The organism is Pseudomonas fitomaticsae, from assembly GCF_021018765.1.
GTDB classification, from domain to species: Bacteria; Pseudomonadota; Gammaproteobacteria; order Pseudomonadales; family Pseudomonadaceae; genus Aquipseudomonas; species Aquipseudomonas fitomaticsae.
In genome coordinates, this window is the sequence record NZ_CP075567.1 from 2,817,397 (window position 1) to 2,837,065 (window position 19,669).

Below are 19,669 nucleotides of genomic sequence, written 5' to 3' on the forward strand. Positions count from 1 at the left end.
GGCCGACTATTGGTGCCTGATAGGCGCAGTCTCTTACGCGAAGTGTCGGGCGCCGGCACCGGGCAGGGCGCTGAAATGCCCGTGCTTGAGCGATGGTTTGCAAATTTGTGGAAGAGACGTGATGGCCATTAGAAATGTTATTGTATAACATAAAAATGATTTCATCTGATCGATGCCAGCAAAACACCTTCTGTAGCGCTGGCATCGATCCTCACTTTTCTGCCTGACGGATTCCTGAAATGCCTTCCCGTTTCCACACCTTCCAACCCCGCCTGACGCTCATGGCCTCGGCGCTGCTGATCGCTTCCCCCGCATTCGCCGCTGACCCGCTGGAACTGCAACCGCAAGTCATCACCGGTAATCCGCTGGGCAGTCAGACCCTGGCCTCGCCCTCGACCGTGTTGAGCGGCGACAGCCTGACGCTGCAGCAAAAGGGCAGCCTCGGCGAAACCCTGAACAAGCAGCCGGGCGTGTCGTCGTCCTACTTCGGCCCCGGTGCCAGTCGCCCGATCATTCGCGGGCAGGACGGCGATCGCATTCGCATCCTGCGCAACGGCGTCGGCGCGCTGGACGCTTCGTCGCTGTCCTACGATCACGCGGTGCCGCTGGATCCGGTCAACGTCGAACGCATCGAAATCGTCCGAGGCCCGGCAGCCCTGCTGTACGGCGGCAGCGCCATCGGCGGGGTGGTCAACACCTTCGACAACCGCATCCCGACCGAAGCCATTGAAGGCATTCACGGTGCCGGTGAGTTGCGCTACGGCGGCGCCGACACCACCCGCAGCAGCGCCGGCAAACTCGAAGCCGGTAACGGCCAGTTCGCCTTGCATCTGGACGCCAGCGCCCGCGAATTCAATGACCTGAAAATCCCCGGCTACGCCAAAACCGGCCGTGAACGGGCGAACGACGATGGCGATTCGAAGAAGCATCGGCTGGCCAACAGTGATGGTCGTCAGGACGGCGGTGCGGTGGGCGGGTCGTACACCTGGGATGACGGTTACGCGGGGCTGTCGTACAGCAATTACGATTCGAACTACGGCTCGCCGGCCGAAGACGATGTGCGCATTCGCATGGAGCAGGAGCACTACGCATTCGCCTCGGAAATCCGTAACCTCGACGGCCCGTTCAGCTCGGTCAAATTCGACGCCGGCTACACCGATTACCAGCACCGCGAAATCGAGGGCGGCGAGGTCGGCACCACGTTCAAGAACAAGGGTTACGAGGCGCGGGTCGAAGCCCGGCATCAGCCGCTGGGGCCGTTCAACGGGGTGATTGGCGCGCAAGTCAGCCGCAACGAATTCTCGGCGCTGGGCGAAGAAGCGTTCGTGCCGCACACCGATACCGATGCCGGTGCACTTTTCATTCTCGAAGAGCTGCAAGCCACGGATCGCCTGCTGTTTACCCTCGGCGGGCGCCTCGAACACACCACGGTCGACCCGGACGCCAAAGGCAACGAGCGTTTCGCCAATGCCGATCGCTCCAGCAGTTTCACCGCCGGCAGCCTGTCATCCGGTGCGGTGTACACGCTGACGCCGATCTGGTCGGTCGCCGCCACGCTGGGCTACACCGAACGCGCTCCGACGTTCTATGAGCTTTACGCCAACGGTGCCCACGTCGCCACCGGCACCTATGAAGTCGGGGATGCGGGGCTTTCGAAAGAGAAAGCCGTCTCCAGCGACCTGGCCCTGCGTTTCGACAACGGCACGCACAAGGGCAGCGTCGGCGTGTTCTACAGCCACTTCTCTAATTACATCGGCTTGCTCAGCACCGGACGCACGCTGAATGACGAAGGGGAGGAGGACGCCGACGGCATTCCTGAATACACCTACTCCGGCGTTCGGGCGCGCTTCAGCGGTATCGAAGCGCAGGATCGCTGGACGCTCGGCGCAAACGCCTACGGCAAGTTTGCGCTGGAACTGTCGGGCGACTACACCCGAGCCAAGAACCTCGACAACGGCCAGGACCTGCCACGCATCGCACCGCTGCGGTTGAACACCGGTCTGTTGTGGGAGTTGGATCGCTGGCAGGCGCGGATCGATGTGGAACACGCCAGTTCCCAGCACCGGGTGCCGGACAATGAAAGCAGCACCGACGGTTACACCACGCTGGGGGCGAATGTGGGTTATCACTTTGATGTTGGCCAGAGCAAATGGCTGGCCTTCGTCAATGCCGAGAACCTGACCAATCAGACCGTGCGTTATGCCAGCTCGATCCTGCGCGATATTGCGCCGGCAGAAGGGCGCAGCATTCAGGTCGGTCTGCGCACCACGTTCTGATCGTTCACGCCGGACGGACGCCAGCGTCGTTGCGACGCTGGCGTCGACCTCAACTCGATTGAGCGGTGTCTTCTTCCGGGATCTCGTCCAGCAGATCCTGTTGCCCCGGCAGTTCGGTGATCACGCTGAAATCACTGACTTCCACGGCGCCCAGCCCATACCCCAACAAGTGAAACGAGAACGCCTTGCGCGGTTGCGGGTTGTCGAAACTGAAATCCATCTCCAGCGGCTGATCCGCCGTGGCGACCATCTCGGTCGGCAGGCCCAGTTGCACGTCCTGTTCGAACTCCTTGGCCTTGAGCTGAATGTACGCCGCCTGCTGCGGATCGACCGAGCGCACGGTCAGGCGCACGCGAGTGTGAGAGCCCTTGGGCATTTCCAGATACTGCGCGCCGATCAGGTTGTCGGCCCAGTCATCCTTGATCTGCGCTTGCAGCGGGATGACGTTGGCGCTGCCGAACTGATAGCGCTGGTTCAGCGGGGTGCGCAGCAGCGACAGGTCCAGAGCCGAGGCGCGGGCGGCGATGTCCCGGGCGTTCTGGCCGCTGGCATTGCCCTTGAACGTGGCGCTTTCGGCGATGAAACCATCGCTGGCGTAATTGCGGCAACGGCGCGGCATGTCGCACTCGGTCAAGAGGCCGCGACCGTCGTGATAGCGCAGCTTGCCGTTGGTGAATGACATGATTTCCCGGCCCGAATCGTAATCGCGAAACAGCGAGCGACCGCTGAGGGCGGAGGGCACCGGAAAGTCGAAGTAATCCAGAATCGACGCACTCAGATCGACGTGACCGTAGACCCCGGCGTTCAGGCGCGGCAATTGCGCCTGCTCCGGCGCGAGGGTCAGATTGAAGCCCCAGGACGACGCGAGGCGCACGCCGTCGATGCCGTGGGATTCGTCCGAGGTGATCACCACCAGCGTGTCTTTCAGCACGCCCTGGCGTTCGAGTCCGCTGAGAAACTGCTCCAGCGCATCGTCCAGATAACCGACGGCGGCCTGCTTCGGCGTGTCGTAGCGTTGCAGGTATTCCTCGGGCGCGGAGTAGGGCTGGTGAGTGCCTACGGTCAGCAGCGTGAGCATCCACGGCTGTTTCTGTTTTTTCAGGTCGCCGACGTATTTCAGCGCGCCTTCGAAGAACGCCTTGTCATCCTTGCCCCACGGGAATTCCAGGTAGTTGGCGTTGGTGAACCATTCCAGGCCATGGGTCGCATCGAAACCGATGTGCGGCATGATCTTGTCTTTGGCCATGAACCGCAGCCCTGCGCCTTGCAGGTAGTGCGTGGCAAAACCATGCTGACGCAACTGGGCTGGCAGGCAGGCCTGATTGCGCTCGTGCTGGGTCAGCATCTCCACGCCTTTGGGCGTGCCGTTGTCGAGTTTGTCGTAATCGCCGCAGAGCATGGCGTACAGACCGCGAATGGTCTGGTGGGTGTGCAGCACGTAATCCGGGGTGTTCATGCCGCGCTCGGCCCAGCGGCTGAGGTTGGGCATCAGGTCTTCCTGATAATGGCTGCCGATGGCCCGGCGATTGGCGCCGATGTAGGCGCCGGGAATGCCTTCGAGGGCGACGATCAGCACGTTGCGCGCCTGGCCCTTGGCGGTCAGCAACGGGTGACCGTTCAGATCTACATCGGTAAGACCGGCCATCGGTGGGGGAGCGACTTGGGTATCGCCGTCCAGCCATTCTTCAGCCTGCATCTGCACGTCGGCGACCTGCGCGGCCAGCAACTGGTGGGGCAGGTTGTACAGGCGCCACGGGTCGGCATCGCTTGGGTTCAATTGCTGCGCGCCCCAGTACGCGGAGAACAGCAGCACCGGCGTCGCCCAGGTTGCGCGGGGCAGAGCGCGAACCGGTGTCGCACGTCGAGTCCAATGACTGAGCAGCCACAGGGCCAGGGCCACAAGCAGCGCAACCGCCACGCCGGGGTGGGCGAAGCCGCCGCCGGTGGAGTTTTCCACGAACTGCGGGTCGATCAGGTAATGCAGGTCTGCCACGGTCGGCAGGCGCCCGACCGCACTGACCAGTTCAGCGGTCGCCACCGCCAGCAATCCCCAGAACAGCAGCACCGGCAGCGCCAACCACCAGGGACGACGATGCAACAAAACCACCAGCAAACTGCCGATGGCCAGATCCGACAGATAACCGAACAGGCTCGACCAGCCGAGCGCCGCACGAAGGCACACCGGCACGATCAGTACCAGAAAAACCAGAGAGAGAAGGCGGGCATCCAGACGCCGCAACCGTTGAAAAAGAGCGCTCACAAAAAAGACCTTCCAGCCATTAAACCGTCATAAAAGTGTGGGCGATGATACCAAGCGTCGGCAGTCTGATCGCCTTTTTAAACGGCTGGATGATCCGATCCCGAAGAGCGCTGTGATCCATCCGCAAGGGGCGGGACCTGGATCGGCGCACGTCCTGGCGGTTTTCCGACCTGAGCGAGGCGCCGGTTTTATTGTTTCAGGCTGTTTAAGCGGCCTTTGATCCGTTGGTGCTGCATTTGCGAACCAGTGCGATTTACAATGCGCGACCTCTGATGGAGATCAAGCTCCGTGGATGTCCTCACGCAACTCTTTGCGCAGCTCAGCCGCTGGGTGATCGATCCGGTCACCGAGCGGTTCCTTGGCCTGTTCGATCTGAACGGTCGTCTGGGTGTGGTGTTTCTGCTCACATCCTACGCCGTGGCATACGGCCTTTATCGCCACCGAAAATCCCGGCACCTGACGCAGGCCCGATCCTTCTGGCAATTTGTCGGCGGCGGTCGTGTCCACGGCCATCGTTCGGCCTGGCTGGATTACCGTTATTACTTCATCAAGGCGATTCTGCGAGTGACGCTGGTGTTGCCGATTGTCGGCCTCGTCGATCCGCACATTCTGCGTTCGGGCGATTACGCGCAGTTTTTCACTCAGCTGTGGGGCGCGCGCGAACAGGTGCCGGATCATCCGTTGATCGCGCTGTTCTACGGACTGGGCGTGTTCCTGTTCAGGGATTTTCTGCATTACTGGATTCACCGCGCCTTCCATTCCCGCTATCTGTGGGAATTTCACAAGGTTCACCATTCGGCGCCGGTGCTGGTGCCGGCCACCGCCAGCCGGATTCATATTGTCGAATCGATCGTCGAGCGAATCGTCATCACCGCCGGGCTCGGCGCGTTTGCCGGGGTGGTCTGGTACGCCTGCGGCGGCGAGGTCAGCCGCTATACGTTGTTCGGCGTGACCTGGCTGGTGCTGATCATCAACAGCCTGGGCTCCAATCTGCGGCACAGCCATGTCTGGCTGTCGTTCGGGCCGGCGGTCGAGCATGTGCTCAACAGCCCGGCCCAGCACCAGATCCATCACAGCGACGCCCCGCGACATTTCAACAAGAACTTCGCGATCAATCTGTCACTGTGGGACTGGTTGTTCGGCACGCTGTATGTCACCACTTCAAAGCCCGAAGTGTTGCGCTTCGGCACGGGTGAGCAGGACCGCACGCGTTATCTGACGCTGTACAGCCTGATCGTTACCCCGTTCGTGGACACCGCGAAGCGCTTGTCGTCGAACGCTGGCGGGGTCAGAACCTGGTTCAACCAGCGTACGCCATGAGGGCTTCGCCGAAGGCCTGCGGGGTCGGGCTCTGCGGCCAGCTCGGCAGCCCCTCGGGCAATGTCAGCCAAGGTTGTTTGTGACTGACCCAGATGTGCGCCATCGGTTGCAGTGAGCGACTTTCATCGAGCGTGCCGGCGCGCAGCACTTTCATTCCCGGCGCGGCCGTCGTGGTGTTGCACAAACGTGTGTGGCAGACGCTGCACACCTGATGTTCGGCGTGCTGGCCATTGAGTTCGTAGGCGTAAGTGGTCAGCGGTCCGCTCAGCGTCAGGGCGTCGGCGGGCAGCAGCGCATGCAGGGCAAAGGCGCTGCCGCTCCAGGTCTGGCAATCCGTGCAATGGCAGGCGTAGATCGCCGGCGGCACGTCGGTGTTCAACTGATAGCGGACGGCACTGCAGCGACATTGGCCGGTGAGTGTCATGGGCAAGGCTCCTTCAACTGCGAGTTCGATGCCGGGCGCAAGGCCCGTGCGGTATGCTCGCGCAGCATGCCGCAGACCCCGGTGAATGAACATCGGCCAAAACTGCCCAACCGCTCAAAGGAAATGTATGAACGCTCCACAACTTCAATGGGAAACCCAGCGCGCCTTTCTCGCGGTACTGCGCACCGGCAGTCTGTCGGGCGCCGCGCGTGTGTTGGGAATCGCCCAGGCCACGGCGCGGCGGCGGATCGAGGCGCTGGAGCAAAATGTCGGCGTCAGCCTGTTCATTCGCTCGTCCTCGGGGCTGTTGCCGACCGAGACCGCCAGGGAGTTGATTGGCCACGTCGAAGCTATGGCCCTGGCCGCCAATGCCTTCAACCGCGCCGCTTCCGCCGACGTGGCGCAAACCGGCGGCACCGTGCGCCTGACCGCCGGCAAGTTGTTGGGCGTCGAGATCCTGCCGCCGATGTTGCGCCGCCTGCGTCAGCAACACCCGCAATTGGCACTGGAGTTGAACGTGTCGAATCGGCTGCAAACTCTCTCACAGCAAGAGGCCGACATCGCCGTGCGCATCCGCCGCCCGACCGAAGCTTCGGTGGTGGCGCGCAAGGTCGGCGATCTGCACGTCGGCCTGTACGCCACGCCGGAATTGCTGGCAGAGCAGGGAGAGCCTGAAACGCCTGAGGACTTGCGCCGTTTTTCGCTGATCGGCCCGGATCGTCATGCGGGGGAGATCGAGTTCCTGCGCGAGCGCGGCTTCGATTGCTCCGCCGAGCACACGGCGATCCGCACTGACGATCATCTGGCGCAGTGGGCGGCGTTGCGTGCGGGGCTGGGGATTGGCGTGAGTTCCCGGCAACTGGCCCAGCGCCATGGTCTGATACGAGTTCTGCCCGGAGACGTGGATTTCACGGTGGATGTGTGGATCGCCATGCATCAGGACATGCGCCGGGTGCAGCGGGTTTCAGCGGTGTTCGATGGCTTGGGCGCGGACTTGCAGGCGTTTCTGGGAGGCTGACGTTCAGGTGATATCAATATGCGATAACGGTATTTAAATTTCGTTTTTTATAGCGATAGAGTCCGGCCTCACAGATTTTCCTGTAAATTCCTGCGAGGTTGTCATGGCCCTACCGTTCAAACGTTCTGCACTGACGCTGCTGGCGGCTTCGCTCGCTGGCGCACTGCTCGGTAACACCGCTCAAGCCGAAGGCAAGATCAGCATCGCCCAGCAATTCGGCATCGGTTATCTGATTCTGGATGTGGTGCGCGATCAGCAATTGATCGAGAAACACGGCAAGGCCCAGGGCCTGGACATCAAGGTCGACTGGAACAGCATTTCCGGCGCCACTGCCATGAACGAAGCGCTGCTCACCGGATCGCTGGACGTGGTCTCGGCCGGCGTGCCGCCGATGCTCACCGTGTGGGATCGCACCAAGGGCAAGCAGAACGTCAAGGCCATCGCTTCGCTGGGCTCGATGCCCAACTACCTGCTGACCAATAACCCGAACGTGAAAACCCTCAAGGACTTCAGCGACAAGGATCGCATCGCCGTTCCGGCGGCGGGCGTGGGATTCCAGTCACGCACACTGCAGATCGAAACGGCGAAAGAATTCGGCAATGACCAATACAAGAAATTCGACGACATCTCCGTCAGCCTACCGCACCCGGATGCCACGGCCGCATTGATCGCTGGCGGCTCGGAAATCAACGCGCACTTCTCCAGCCCGCCGTTTCAGTACCAGGCGTTGCAGAATCCCAATGTGCATAAAGTGCTGAGCTCCTACGACGTGCTCGGCGGCCAGGCCACGTTCAACGTGCTCTACACCACGGAAAAATTCCACGACGAAAACCCGAAAACCTACAAGGCGTTCTACGAAGCACTGGCCGAGGCCGAGCAGATCATCAAGGCCGACAAGCCTGCGGCGGCCCAGGCCTATATCCGTGTCGAGCAGTCGAAGTTGCCGCTGGCGCTGGTAGAGAAAATTGTCACCGACCCGGAAATCGATTTCACCGTGGTGCCGCAACGCACCTTTATATACGCAGAGAAATTGCAGGAGCTGGGTGTGCTGAAAAACAAGGCGGACAGCTGGAAGGATTATTTCTTTGAAGAGGCACATGGCGGGGCGGGGAGCTGAGCAGTCGTCATTTCTGAACAACCCGCACGTCTGTTGCCCGGGTGAGCGACAAACCCGCGTCTATAGTGAGAGGGCTGTGTGAAACGGGTGGCGCACCTCAAGGCTGCGACGGGAGGCGCCGAGTGAACAATTCGCTGTTTTTCATTCAGGAGATCGCCATGAGTCAGATCGAAAAAGTCCTCTACACCGCGAAAACCCACACCACCGGCGGACGTGACGGCGCATCGCGCAGTTCCGACGGGATCCTCGACGTCAAACTGTCTTCACCCGGCTCCAGTGGCGGCGGGACCAATCCGGAGCAACTGTTCGCCGCAGGCTGGTCGGCATGTTTCATCGGCGCGATGAAAGCGGTGGCGGGGCAGCAGAAAATCAGCCTGCCGGCAGACCTGGCGGTGGATGCCGAAGTGGACCTGGGCACCAATTCGGGAGGGTATCTCCTGCAGGCGCGACTGAATGTCAGCCTGCCGGGCATGGAGCGCGGCGCGGCGCAGCAGCTGGTGGATGCGGCGCATCAGGTGTGCCCGTACTCCAAGGCCACGCGCAACAATATCGAAGTCGAATTGAAGCTGGTTTGATATTTAGATGCAAAAGGGGCGGCATGATCATCGATCATGCCGCCCCTGTTGTTTTTTGAAGCCGTCGATCGGTCAGTCAGCGATCAATGCATCTTGCTGTGATCGTGGCCTTCCATGGTCAGCGCCTTGACCGGCGCTTTGACTTCAACGGTTTCCTTTTCGCCCTTGGCGTTTTCCACGGTCAGGGTCAGCGGCACGCTGTCGCCTTCCTTCAACTGAGCGGTCAGGCCCATCAGCATTACGTGGTAGCCATTCGGGTCGAAATTGACGGCTTTGCCGGCGGGCAGGTCGACCGATTTCACCGGGCCCATGCTCATCACGTCGTTCTTCATGGTCATCTCATGAATCTGCACGTCCTTGGCCGCTGGCGAGGCAACGCTGAGCAGCTTGCTGTCGCTGTCGGCAGTGACGGTCATGAACGCGCCGCTGGCCGACTGGTTCGGCACGGTCGCGCGCACCCAGGCGTCGTCGACCTTGGTCTGCGCCGATACCTGGAAAGCCAGGCCCAGCAGGGACAGGCCCAGTGCGGCACGTTTGATGTTGTTCAGAAAAGGGTTCATCAGCAGACCTCCATGACGGTAAGCAAATCTTCCGTGCACTCTTGTGCAGAAAGCGATTGAGACAGGCCCACACGCAACGTGCCCCGGGTGTCGTAGACATAGCTGGTGGCGGTGTGGGAGAGGGTATAGGTGTCGCCGGCCGGGACTTTTTCGTAGAACACGTCGAATTCCTTGGCGGTGGCCTTGGTTTCTTCGAGGGTGCCGTACAGCGCGACGAAGCTTGGATCGAAGGTCTTGACGTAGGCGTCGAGGATTTCCGGGGTGTCGCGTTCCGGGTCGAGGGTGATGAACACCACTTGCAGGATGTCGCCGTCCTTGCCCATCAGCTTCTTGATTTTCGCGGCGCGGGCCAGCGTCGTCGGGCAGATCGCCGGGCACTGGGTGAAACCGAAGAAGATCATCGGCATCAGGCCGCGAAAGCTCGACAGCGTCACGGTGTTGCCTTCGGTGTCCTTGAGCTTGAAGGTGCGTCCGAGGATCTTGTCGCTCAGATCCTTGCCGTACTTGTACGACAGTTCGCCGCGGGTGTCGCAGCCGGCGAGCAGGCCGAGACCGAGTACGCCCATTCCCGCAAGCACCTTGCGGCGAGTCAACAAAGCCGTCATTTCATACCGCCCTTTGGAGCCCGCCAGTCGGCAGGACAGGCGGGCGGGTTAACCGTAAAAGCGGCGCATGATACCAAAATGATCCGCTGCGCCGGTTTTCGATCGCCGGGCATTGTGGGATCTGGCGACAAAAGGTGTAAGAAAAAATGACTCAGGGTGATGGCGGAAGTGGCTCGACCCGGCTCCAGCCACCGCCCAGCGCGGTGTACAGGTTCACTTGCGCCACCAGTTGCGCCAGCCGGTCGGTAATCAGTCCTTGCTGGGAACTGAACAGCGAACGCTGGGCATCGAGGAACGTCAGGCTGCTGTCGACGCCGCTTCGATAGCGGTGCTGCGCCATGTCGTAGTAGTCCTGGGTCGCCTGCACCAGATCGCGTTGGGCCTGAAGCTGTTGTTCGTAAGTCTGGCGCGCCGCGAGGCCGTCGGACACTTCCTGGAATGCCGTCTGAATGGTCTTTTCGTACTCGGCGACGGTGATGTCTTTTTGCAGCTTCGCGTAATCCAGGCTGGCGCGCAGACTGCCGGCGTTGAAGATCGGCAGGTTGATCTGCGGCTGGAACGTCCAGGCCCCGGAGCCGCCCTTGAACAGCCCGGAAAGATCGCGGCTGGACGTTCCGGCATTGGCGGTCAGGCTGACACTCGGGAAAAACGCCGCCCGCGCCGCGCCGATGTTGGCATTGGCGGCGCGCAGCTTGTATTCGGCCTGGAGAATGTCCGGCCGGCGTTGCAGCAGATCCGACGGCAACCCGGCCGGCACGGTTGCCACCAGATCACTGTTCAGCGGACGCGCCGGCAGGTTTTCCGACACCGGCGCGCCCACCAGCAGCGTCAGGCTGTTCAAGTCCTGGGCGACCTGGCGCTGATAACGGGCCAGGCTCGCGCGGGTGCTGTCGACGCTGGTCTGCGCCTGAATCTGATCCAGTGCCGAAGACTTGCCGGCCTCGCGGTTGCGGGTGGTCAGGTGCAGGCTGCGCTCGTCGGCGGCCAGTGTTTCCCGGGCCAGCGCCAACAACTCCTGATCCGCGCGCCAGGTCAGGTAGGCATTGGCGACATTGGCCACCAGACTCAATTGCGCACTGCGCCGGGCTTCTTCGGTGGACAGCCAGCTCAGCAGCGCCTGCTCGCTGAGGCTGCGCACCCGGCCGAAGAAGTCCAGTTCATAGGCGCTGATGCCCAGGTTCACCGAATAGGTCGAGGTGATCGCCGCCTTGGTGCGGGTCACGCTGGACGGCACCCGCTGACGCAGTTCGTTGGCGTTGGCCGACACCGCCGGCAGCAGATCGGCGCGCTGGATGCGGTACTGCGCCTGAAACGCCTCGACATTCAGCGCGGCCACCCGCAGATCACGGTTGTTGACCAGCGCGCTTTCGATCAATTGCTGCAATGCCGGGTCATTGAACAGCGCGCGCCAGTCCTCGACCCGGGGTGTGACCGGGGATTGCGCGGCATACGCCGGACCTTGCGGATACTGCGCAGCGCTCGGCGATGCCGGTCGCTGGTAATCGGGAATCAATGAGCAACCACCCAGCAGCAGCGCGGCGGACAGCAGGGAAATCGGCAACCTGGACATCAAACAGCCTCGTTCACGAATGAGAGCGGACGCCGGGCGCCCGTAATGAGAAAACGCCGGATCAGGCCCCGGCCATCCATTTCGCCAGACCGTGACGGCCGCTGACCCCAAGCTTGGCGGCTGCGCGCTTGAGGTAGGTCTCGATCGAGCTGTTCTTGACCCGCAGCTTTTCTGCCATCTGCGGCACGGTGCCGCCGGTCAGCAGACCCAGGCAGACCTCTTTCTCGCGTACCGACAAGGTGATGTCGCCCAACGCCAGGCGTTCATCGAACACTTGTTGCAACGGCGTCTGGGGTTGATCGGCTTGTGGCGCCCGGGGTTGGCGGGCGATGGCTTGTCGGCTGATGTGCGCGTGGCGCTCGATCAAGGGCAACAGGGTGTCGGACAGGCGCTTGAGGAACGACAGCTCCGGCAAGGAAAACACTCGATGCGTGTGGGGACGGTAGAACGAGATGACGCAACGGCGGTTGGACGTGCGGGACACCAGATTGCATTGGTGGACGCTGTGGTGCGGGTGTCGATGCTGGAGCGAGGCTTTCAGTTGAATCAGTAGCGAGTCGTTCATCTCGATCATCTGTTGCAGCAGCGGGTGGTCGTCCGGTTGCTGCAACGGATCCGGGGGCGGGAAGGTGTCCGGCAAGCCGGCACTGCCCAACGCCTTGATCTCGACCACGCTGGACTCCCGTTCATCCAGGGTCCACTCACTGAGATGGACGCGATTGACGGGTACGAGGTTGTCGACCAGCTGGAACATGTTCGTGGCAAAACGCTCGTTGCCGGTGCTGGCGATCAGTTCACCCAGTTGCCAATAGAAGTGTGGATTTTCCATGTTGCGAAGACTGCCGGTCAGATTCATATCCTTGTCATCCTTGATTTAGAGCCATTGCCGAATCGTCTGCCGTGCATGCACCCGTGAACCGCCCACCCAGTCTTTTCTCCTTGAAATCGATCTGGAGCGGGATTTAAGCCTATGCATTTGTCCTACGTCTGTAGGGGAAAACAGGGACACAAAGTGCCACCATTTCCGAAAAAATGGCGTCACGTTTCTGTCAGATCTATGTGTAAGGTCATGTAGTCCGTGACTGTACGGTCTAGTGCGACCCCCGAAATCCGGGGCTTGGACCGACGCGTCCCACCATCGCGAGGCGCTAGTCGGTAGCAGCGAGTGGCGATTGTCCTACAGGATTTTCAGCCATTTCTTTCCGAACTTTTAGGGGGATCGCTGACCTGTCCGGCCCTGTTGGATCGCAGGACGATGCGATGTGGGCAGGGTTGTCCGGGTTTCACGTGTCACGCGGGTTTCGGGGCCGATGCTTGAATACGCGCCAAATCACGTGAGATGGATCTTATGAACCAATTTGCTGCCGACGCGGCGGACGGTCTGTCCGCGATTTCCGAGGCCTTTCCGCTGACTGCCGCCCAGCGCGACATCTGGCTCGATCAACTGCGTCAGGGAAACTCGCCGATGTACAACATCGGTGGTTATGTCGAACTGACCGGGCCGCTGGATCCAGCGTTGATGCAGGCAGCGCTTGAAGGGCTCGTGGCCCGGCATGACGCCATGCGCACCAGCCTGCTGCCGGGGGCCGGCGAGCATGGGCTGCCGTTGCAGCGTTTCGCGCAATCGATGCCGGTGCCGATGCCGGTGCACGACTTTCGCAGCCATCCCGACCCTGGTTCCTCCGCGCGCCAACTGACTCAGGAATGCATCGAACAGCAGTTCATGCTGGACGGCGGGCCGTTGTTCCGGTTTCGCCTGATCTGGCTCGATGACGACTGCCATTGGCTGTCACTCCAGGCCCATCACTTGATCGTCGATGGCTGGGGTTTCGGCGAGATGCTCAAATCCCTCGACGAGATCTACAACGCGCTGGCGCTCGGGCAGCAGCCACCCGATTCGGCGCCGTCCTATGTCGATTTCATCCGTGACGATGCGCGGTATTTTCAGTCCCCCCGTTATGCCCGTGACCGTGCGTACTGGCTGGACAAATACCAGCACCGTCCCGAACCGCTGTTGTTGCCGCGCTATCAGGAGCGCTTTGCCGGCGCTGCGGCACCGACCCGGATTTTCTCGCAGGTGTTTCCGGCACGCCTGCATGAACGCATGAAACACGTGGCCCGGGAATACGGCGCATCGGCGTTTCATGTGTTGCTGGCAGCGATCCATGTGTATTTCAGCCGCAGCGCCCAGCGTGACGAATGGGTGGTGGGCGTGCCGCTGCTCAACCGTTCCGGCGCCCGGTTCAAATCGACCCTGGGGCTGTTCACTCAGGTCAGCGCGGTGCGCATGGGGTTCGGTCGCGAGTTGTCGTTCAAGGCACTGGTCAAGGCGATTGGCGATGAACTGAAACAGGATTTCCGCCATCAGCGTTTCCCCCTCAGCGAAATGAACCGCGCACTCGGTCTGCTGCGCGAGGATCGCTCGCAGCTGTTCGAAGTGACCGTGTCCTATGAGCGCGACGCGCATGAGTACCGCTACGGCGATGCGCAGGGGCGGGTGGTCAAAGTGTCGAACCACGAAGAGGGCACGCCATTGTCCGTGCACCTGCTGAGTAGCCGGGGCGAGGACGAGGACAGCTTGTACATGGTGTACAACGAAGCCTACTTTGACGCCGACGAAATCGCCGCGCTGAGCGGGCGTTTGCTGTGGGTGCTGGAGCAGGGGCTTGAAGAACCCGCGCTGGCGGTGGGCGATTTCAGCCTGAGCCTGCCGGCCGAAACGGCGCTGTTGCAGCAGTGGAATGACACCCGCGCGGAATATCCTCAAGACCTGACCATCCACCAGCGCATCGAAGCGCAAGCGGCGACGCGACCGGATGCGCTGGCGGCAGAGTTCCAGGGCTTGCGGCTGACCTATGCCGAGCTGAACCGACAGGCCAACGCCCTGGCCCATCATTTGATCGGGCTCGGTGTACGACCCGACGACCGCGTGGCGCTGGTCGCCCGCCGAGGGCTGGACACACTGGTCGCGCTGCTGGCGATCCTCAAGTCCGGCGCAGGTTACGTGCCGGTCGATCCGGCCCATCCGGCGGAACGTTTGAGCTATCTATTGAGCGACAGCGCTCCGGTCGTGGTCCTGACCCAACGCGATCTGCGCGTTCGTTTGCCGGTGCTGGACGTGCCGCTGATCGAAATCGATTCGCGCGGCTGGCCGATCAACGATCTCAACCCCGACGTCCCGGGGCTGACCACCGCGCACCTGGCCTACGTGATCTACACCTCCGGCTCCACCGGCCAGCCCAAAGGCGTGATGGTCGAGCATCACACGCTATCGAATCTGGTCGACTGGCATTGTACGGCGTTCGATCTGTGTGCCGGTCGCCACACTTCAAGCCTCGCCGGTTTCGGTTTCGACGCCATGGCCTGGGAAGTCTGGCCTGCATTGTGTGCCGGTGCGACCCTGCACTTGGCGCCATCCCGTGACGGCGGCGAAGACATCGACGCACTGCTCGATTGGTGGCGCGCGCAGCCGCTGGACGTGAGTTTCCTGCCGACCCCGATTGCCGAATACGCCTTCAGCCGCCACCTCGAACACCCGACCCTGGGCACACTGCTGATCGGCGGTGATCGTCTGCGCCAGTTCAATCGCGAGCAGACGTTTGCGGTGATCAACAACTACGGCCCGACCGAGGCCACTGTGGTCGCCACCTCGGGCCGAATCGAACCGGGCCGGACGCTGCACATCGGCAAACCCGTGAGCAATGCCACCACTTATCTGCTGGATGACCGACAGCGTCCGGTGCCGATTGGCGTTCCCGGTGAGTTGTACGTCGGTGGCGCCGGTGTAGCGCGGGGTTACTTCAATCGCCCTGATCTGACCGCCGAACGTTTCCTCGACGATCCATTCAGCCGCCAGCCTAACGCGCGTATGTACCGCACCGGCGACCTCGCACGCTGGCGCCCCGACGGCACTATCGAATACCTGGGCCGCAACGACGATCAGGTGAAAATCCGTGGCGTGCGCATCGAGCCAGGCGAGATCGAAGCGGCGTTGAGCAGTCACGAATTCGTGCGCGATGCGGTGGTGCAGGTGCGCGACGGGCAGTTGCTGGCCTGGTTCACCGAACGCCAGCCGCTGGATATCACGCAGTTGCATGCTCACCTCAAGACCCGTCTGCCCAGCGCAATGCTGCCGTCGGCCTACGTGCGTTTGACGGCGTTGCCGCTGACGGCCAACGGCAAACTGGATCGCCAGGCGTTGCCGGCGCCGGGGCCGGAGGCGTTGATCCGCCGCGAGTACGAAGCCCCTCAAGGCGACGTCGAAATCCTCCTGGCGCAGATCTGGGCCGAGGTGCTGCAAGTCGAAAAGGTCGGGCGTCATGATCACTTCTTCGAGCTGGGTGGGCACTCGTTGCTGGCGGTCAACCTGATCGAGCGCATGCGCCAGCTCGGCATGAGCAGCGATGTGCGCGTGCTGTTTGGCCAGCCGACGCTGGCGGCACTGGCCGCATCGGTGGGCACTGGTCGCGAGGTCGAAGTGCCGGCCAACCGCATTCCGCCAGGTTGCACGCAGATCACCCCGGACCTGTTGCCGTTGGTAGAACTGGATCAGGCCACCCTCGACCGGATCATCGCCACCGTGCCGGGCGGAGCGGCCAACGTGCAGGACATTTATCCGCTGGCGCCGTTGCAGGAAGGCATCCTTTATCACCACATCACCGCCGCGCAGGGCGATCCGTATCTGCTGCAATCGCAGCTGGCGTTCGACAGCGTCGAGCGGGTCGAGGCCTATGCGGCGGCGCTGCGTCAGGTCATGGCGCGCCACGATATCCTGCGCACTGCGGTGGTCTGGGAAGGTTTGACCACTCCGGTTCAGGTGGTCTGGCGCGAAGCCGGACTGCCGGTGCAGGAAATCACCCTCAACCCGGCCGAGGGCGATGTCCTTACGCAACTGCATGCGCGCTTCGATGCTCGGCGTTATCGCATCAACGTCAGTCAGGCGCCGCTGATCCGGCTGATGTATGCCCGCGATCCGGCCCACGGGCGGATCGTGGCGATTCTGTTGTTCCATCACCTGGCGCTGGATCACATCGCGCTGGAAGTCCTGCGCCATGAAATGCGCGCCAACCTGTTGGGGCAGGGTGAACCGTTGCCGCCGGCAGTGCCGTATCGCAATTACGTGGCCCAGACCCGACTGGGCGTCAGCGAGCAGGAGCATGAAGCATTCTTCCGCGAGATGCTCGCCGACATCGACGAGCCGACCTTGCCGTTCGGTTTGCAGGACGTGCAGGGCGACGGTCGCGGCATCGATGAAGCCGTACGCACGCTTGCGCCGGAACTGGACCGGCGTTTGCGCCTTCAGGCGCGGCAGGCGGGCGTCAGCGTGGCCAGCCTGATTCACCTGGCCTGGGCGCAGGTGCTGGCAGCGACCTCCGGGCAGGAACGCGTGGTGTTCGGCACAGTGTTTATGGGGCGTATGCAAGGCGGCGAGGGCGCGGACCGGGCGCTGGGGGTGTTCATCAACACCCTGCCATTGCGGGTGGACATGGACCGGGGCGCTCGCGATGCCGTGCTGCTCACCCACGCCCGACTGACCGACTTGCTCGCGCATGAGCACGCATCGCTGGCGCTGGCCCAGCGTTGCAGCGGGGTCTCGTCACCGGCGCCGCTGTTCAGTGCGTTGCTCAACTATCGACACACCGACCTTAAGGCGCAGGAGTCGGCGTCAGACGAAGCCTGGCAGGGTATCCAGACTCTGGAAAATGAAGAGCGCACCAACTATCCGATGACCCTGAGCGTCGATGATCTGGGCAGCGCCTTGCAGATCACCACGCGCACCCTGACAAGCATCGGTGCGCAGCGCATCGGCGACTACGTGCAAACCGCGTTGCAGGTACTGGTAGATGCCCTTGAGCAAACCCCGCAACAGCCGCTGAGTCGCTTGCCGATCCTGCCGGCGGCGGAGCTTGAGCAACTGCTGGTCGAGTTCAATGCCAGCGAAGTCGATTGCCCGATCGATCAGCCGCTTCAGGTGTTGTTCGAACAGCAAGTGCAGTGCAGACCCGACGCCATCGCCTTGCAGGCTGGTGAGCAACAACTGACCTATCGCCAGCTGAACGAACAGGCCAACCGTCTGGCGCATCATCTACGCGAGCACGGTGTGCAGCCCGATTCGCGGTTGGCGATCTGCGTCGAACGCAGCCCGGATCTGATAGTCGGCCTGCTCGGCATTCTCAAGGCTGGCGGTGCTTACGTGCCGCTGGATCCGGACTATCCGCTGGATCGCCTGCATTACATGTTGCAGGACAGCGCCCCGGTGGCGGTGCTGGTGCACGAGGCTACCCGCAATCTGCTGGGTGACCCGGGTGTGCCGGTCATCGATTTCGACCGTTGCACCTGGCAGGGCGCTTCCGCCGACAACCTGAAAATACCGGGTCTGAACGCTGCGAGCCTGGCTTACATGATCTACACCTCGGGCTCCACCGGCACGCCGAAGGGCGTGATGATCGAGCACCGAAGCGCCTGCAACATGGTGCATTGGGGCTCGCAGATCAGCCCGCCGACCGAGCACGGCGCGCTGTTGCAGAAGGCGCCGTTCAGCTTCGACAGTTCGGTGTGGGAGATTTTCTGGCCGCTGTGTTCCGGCCTGCGGCTGGTGCTGGCGCGGCCCGACGGCAACCGCGATTCGGCCTATGTGACTCAGGTGATTCGTGAACGGCAGATCACCGTGGTCAAGTTCGTGCCGGCGCTGCTGCAACAGTTCATCGAGCAGGACGATGTCAGCCAGTGCACCAGCCTGACCGACGTGCTCAACGGTGGCGGTGAACTGACCGCCGCACTGGCCCGACGCGTTCGCGAGCGCCTGCCGTGGGTGCGTCTGCACAACGTCTACGGCCCGACCGAAACCACGGTCGACAGCACCGGCTGGACGCTGGAGCCGGATCAACCGGTGCCGGAGGCCGTGGTGCCGATCGGCAAGGCCCTGAGCAACACCCGGCTCTACGTGCTGGATGCCCACGATCAACCGGTGCCGTTCGGTGTCAGCGGTCACTTGCACATCGGCGGGGTCGGAGTTGCGCGGGGTTATCTGGGGTTGCCGGACATGCAGGCCGAGCGCTTCATCGACAGTCCGTTCGTGGCCGGTGATCGCCTGTACCGCACCGGCGATCTGGTGCGCTACCGGGCGGACGGCAACCTCGAATTCCTCGGCCGCAACGACTTCCAGATCAAGCTGCGTGGCCTGCGTCTGGAGCCGGGGGAAATCGAGGCGCGGCTGATCGAGTACCCGGCGGTGCGTGAAGCGGTAGTGCTGGTGCGGGACGAGCGGCTGGTGGCGTATTTCACCGTGCGCGAAGGCTTCGACGCGCCCCCCATCGAAACCTTGCGTGCCCATGTGCTGGAGCGTTTGCCGGAGTACATGGCGCCGGGCGCTTACGTGAAACTCGACGCGCTGCCCCTGACCCCCAACGATAAGGTCGACCGCAAAGCCTTGCCGGCTCCGGGAGCGGAGGCGGTGCTCAGTCGCCGCTACGAGGCGCCCGAGGGCGAAGTCGAAATCCGGCTGGCGCAAATCTGGGCCGAAGTGCTGCAACTGGAGCAGGTCGGGCGCAACGACCATTTCTTCGAACTCGGCGGGCATTCGTTGCTGGCGGTCAGTCTGGTGGCGCGCATGCGTCAGGCCGGGCTGCACGTCGATGCGCGGACGCTGTTCAGCCAGCCGACCCTGGCCGCGCTGGCGGTTCAGACTTCGGCGCAGGCAAAACAGGTGGAAGTCCCGCAAACCACCATACCGACGCTCAACCGCAAACGTCGGCTCTGAGGCGACCTCGGCGTCGATTCGCGGTTCCCGTGGATCGACGCCATGACTGTCCGGTCACGGGTCTTGTCCCCGCTTCCCATGTCAGACACCCAGGCCCCGATGTTTTAGCTTTTCCGGGCTGCGCGTGGCCGCACGGACTCGCCGCTGCGCGCTCCTTTTTCCCGAATTTACAGCAGGTTACCCCC

At 62.4% G+C, this 19,669-nt stretch carries 12 protein-coding genes; 6 read left to right on the forward strand and 6 right to left on the reverse strand.

The genetic code is table 11. The features are described from left to right. Positions 1-239 precede the first annotated feature (239 nt). Positions 240-2,276: a TonB-dependent receptor gene (locus tag KJY40_RS12880; protein WP_230737272.1), complete on the forward strand. Its 2,037-nt coding sequence runs from the start codon at positions 240-242 to the stop codon at positions 2,274-2,276. A gap of 49 nt (positions 2,277-2,325) precedes the next feature. On the opposite strand, the gene KJY40_RS12885 is transcribed toward KJY40_RS12880, so the two are convergent. Further along, positions 2,326-4,536 (reverse strand): LTA synthase family protein, encoded by a 2,211-nt coding sequence (locus tag KJY40_RS12885; protein ID WP_230737274.1) that lies wholly within the window; start codon positions 4,534-4,536, stop codon positions 2,326-2,328. 288 nt (positions 4,537-4,824) lie between these two features. Between KJY40_RS12885 and KJY40_RS12890 the strand changes: the two genes are divergently transcribed. Then, the gene (locus tag KJY40_RS12890; RefSeq protein WP_230737276.1) at positions 4,825-5,856 is read left to right on the forward strand and encodes a sterol desaturase family protein; all 1,032 of its coding nucleotides are present in this window, start codon (positions 4,825-4,827) and stop codon (positions 5,854-5,856) included. On the opposite strand, the gene KJY40_RS12895 is transcribed toward KJY40_RS12890, so the two are convergent. After that, positions 5,837-6,280: a GFA family protein gene (locus tag KJY40_RS12895; protein ID WP_179695474.1), complete on the reverse strand. Its 444-nt coding sequence runs from the start codon at positions 6,278-6,280 to the stop codon at positions 5,837-5,839. The two genes, KJY40_RS12890 and KJY40_RS12895, sit on opposite strands and share 20 nt — an antisense overlap. Positions 6,281-6,407: 127 nt before the next feature. Between KJY40_RS12895 and KJY40_RS12900 the strand changes: the two genes are divergently transcribed. The 3 genes from KJY40_RS12900 to KJY40_RS12910 all read left to right on the forward strand — a co-directional run bounded on the left by KJY40_RS12900 (position 6,408) and on the right by KJY40_RS12910 (position 8,990). After that, on the forward strand, positions 6,408-7,298 hold the full coding sequence (locus tag KJY40_RS12900; RefSeq protein ID WP_230737278.1) for a LysR family transcriptional regulator: 891 nt from the start codon (positions 6,408-6,410) through the stop codon (positions 7,296-7,298). 103 nt (positions 7,299-7,401) lie between these two features. Beyond that, the gene (locus KJY40_RS12905) at positions 7,402-8,415 is read left to right on the forward strand and encodes an ABC transporter substrate-binding protein (RefSeq protein WP_230737279.1); all 1,014 of its coding nucleotides are present in this window, start codon (positions 7,402-7,404) and stop codon (positions 8,413-8,415) included. A 158-nt stretch (positions 8,416-8,573) separates the two neighbouring features. Then, complete coding sequence (locus KJY40_RS12910) at positions 8,574-8,990, forward strand: organic hydroperoxide resistance protein (protein ID WP_007956881.1); 417 nt, start codon at positions 8,574-8,576, stop codon at positions 8,988-8,990. A gap of 83 nt (positions 8,991-9,073) precedes the next feature. Here the strand turns inward: KJY40_RS12910 and KJY40_RS12915 are convergent, their stop codons facing one another. The 4 genes from KJY40_RS12915 to KJY40_RS12930 form a co-directional block, all read right to left on the reverse strand. Continuing rightward, the gene (locus tag KJY40_RS12915) at positions 9,074-9,550 is read right to left on the reverse strand and encodes a copper chaperone PCu(A)C (protein ID WP_007956880.1); all 477 of its coding nucleotides are present in this window, start codon (positions 9,548-9,550) and stop codon (positions 9,074-9,076) included. Continuing rightward, the gene (locus KJY40_RS12920) at positions 9,550-10,155 is read right to left on the reverse strand and encodes an SCO family protein (protein ID WP_039770777.1); all 606 of its coding nucleotides are present in this window, start codon (positions 10,153-10,155) and stop codon (positions 9,550-9,552) included. Before KJY40_RS12920 ends, KJY40_RS12915 begins: the two co-directional genes overlap by 1 nt. 151 nt (positions 10,156-10,306) lie before the next feature. Next, positions 10,307-11,725, reverse strand: a complete 1,419-nt coding sequence (adeC, locus tag KJY40_RS12925) for an AdeC/AdeK/OprM family multidrug efflux complex outer membrane factor (protein WP_230737280.1) — start codon at positions 11,723-11,725, stop codon at positions 10,307-10,309. A gap of 61 nt (positions 11,726-11,786) precedes the next feature. After that, the gene (locus KJY40_RS12930) at positions 11,787-12,581 is read right to left on the reverse strand and encodes a helix-turn-helix transcriptional regulator (protein WP_230737281.1); all 795 of its coding nucleotides are present in this window, start codon (positions 12,579-12,581) and stop codon (positions 11,787-11,789) included. 492 nt (positions 12,582-13,073) lie between these two features. Between KJY40_RS12930 and KJY40_RS12935 the strand changes: the two genes are divergently transcribed. Further along, on the forward strand, positions 13,074-19,484 hold the full coding sequence (locus tag KJY40_RS12935; protein WP_230737282.1) for a non-ribosomal peptide synthetase: 6,411 nt from the start codon (positions 13,074-13,076) through the stop codon (positions 19,482-19,484). Positions 19,485-19,669: the final 185 nt, after the last annotated feature.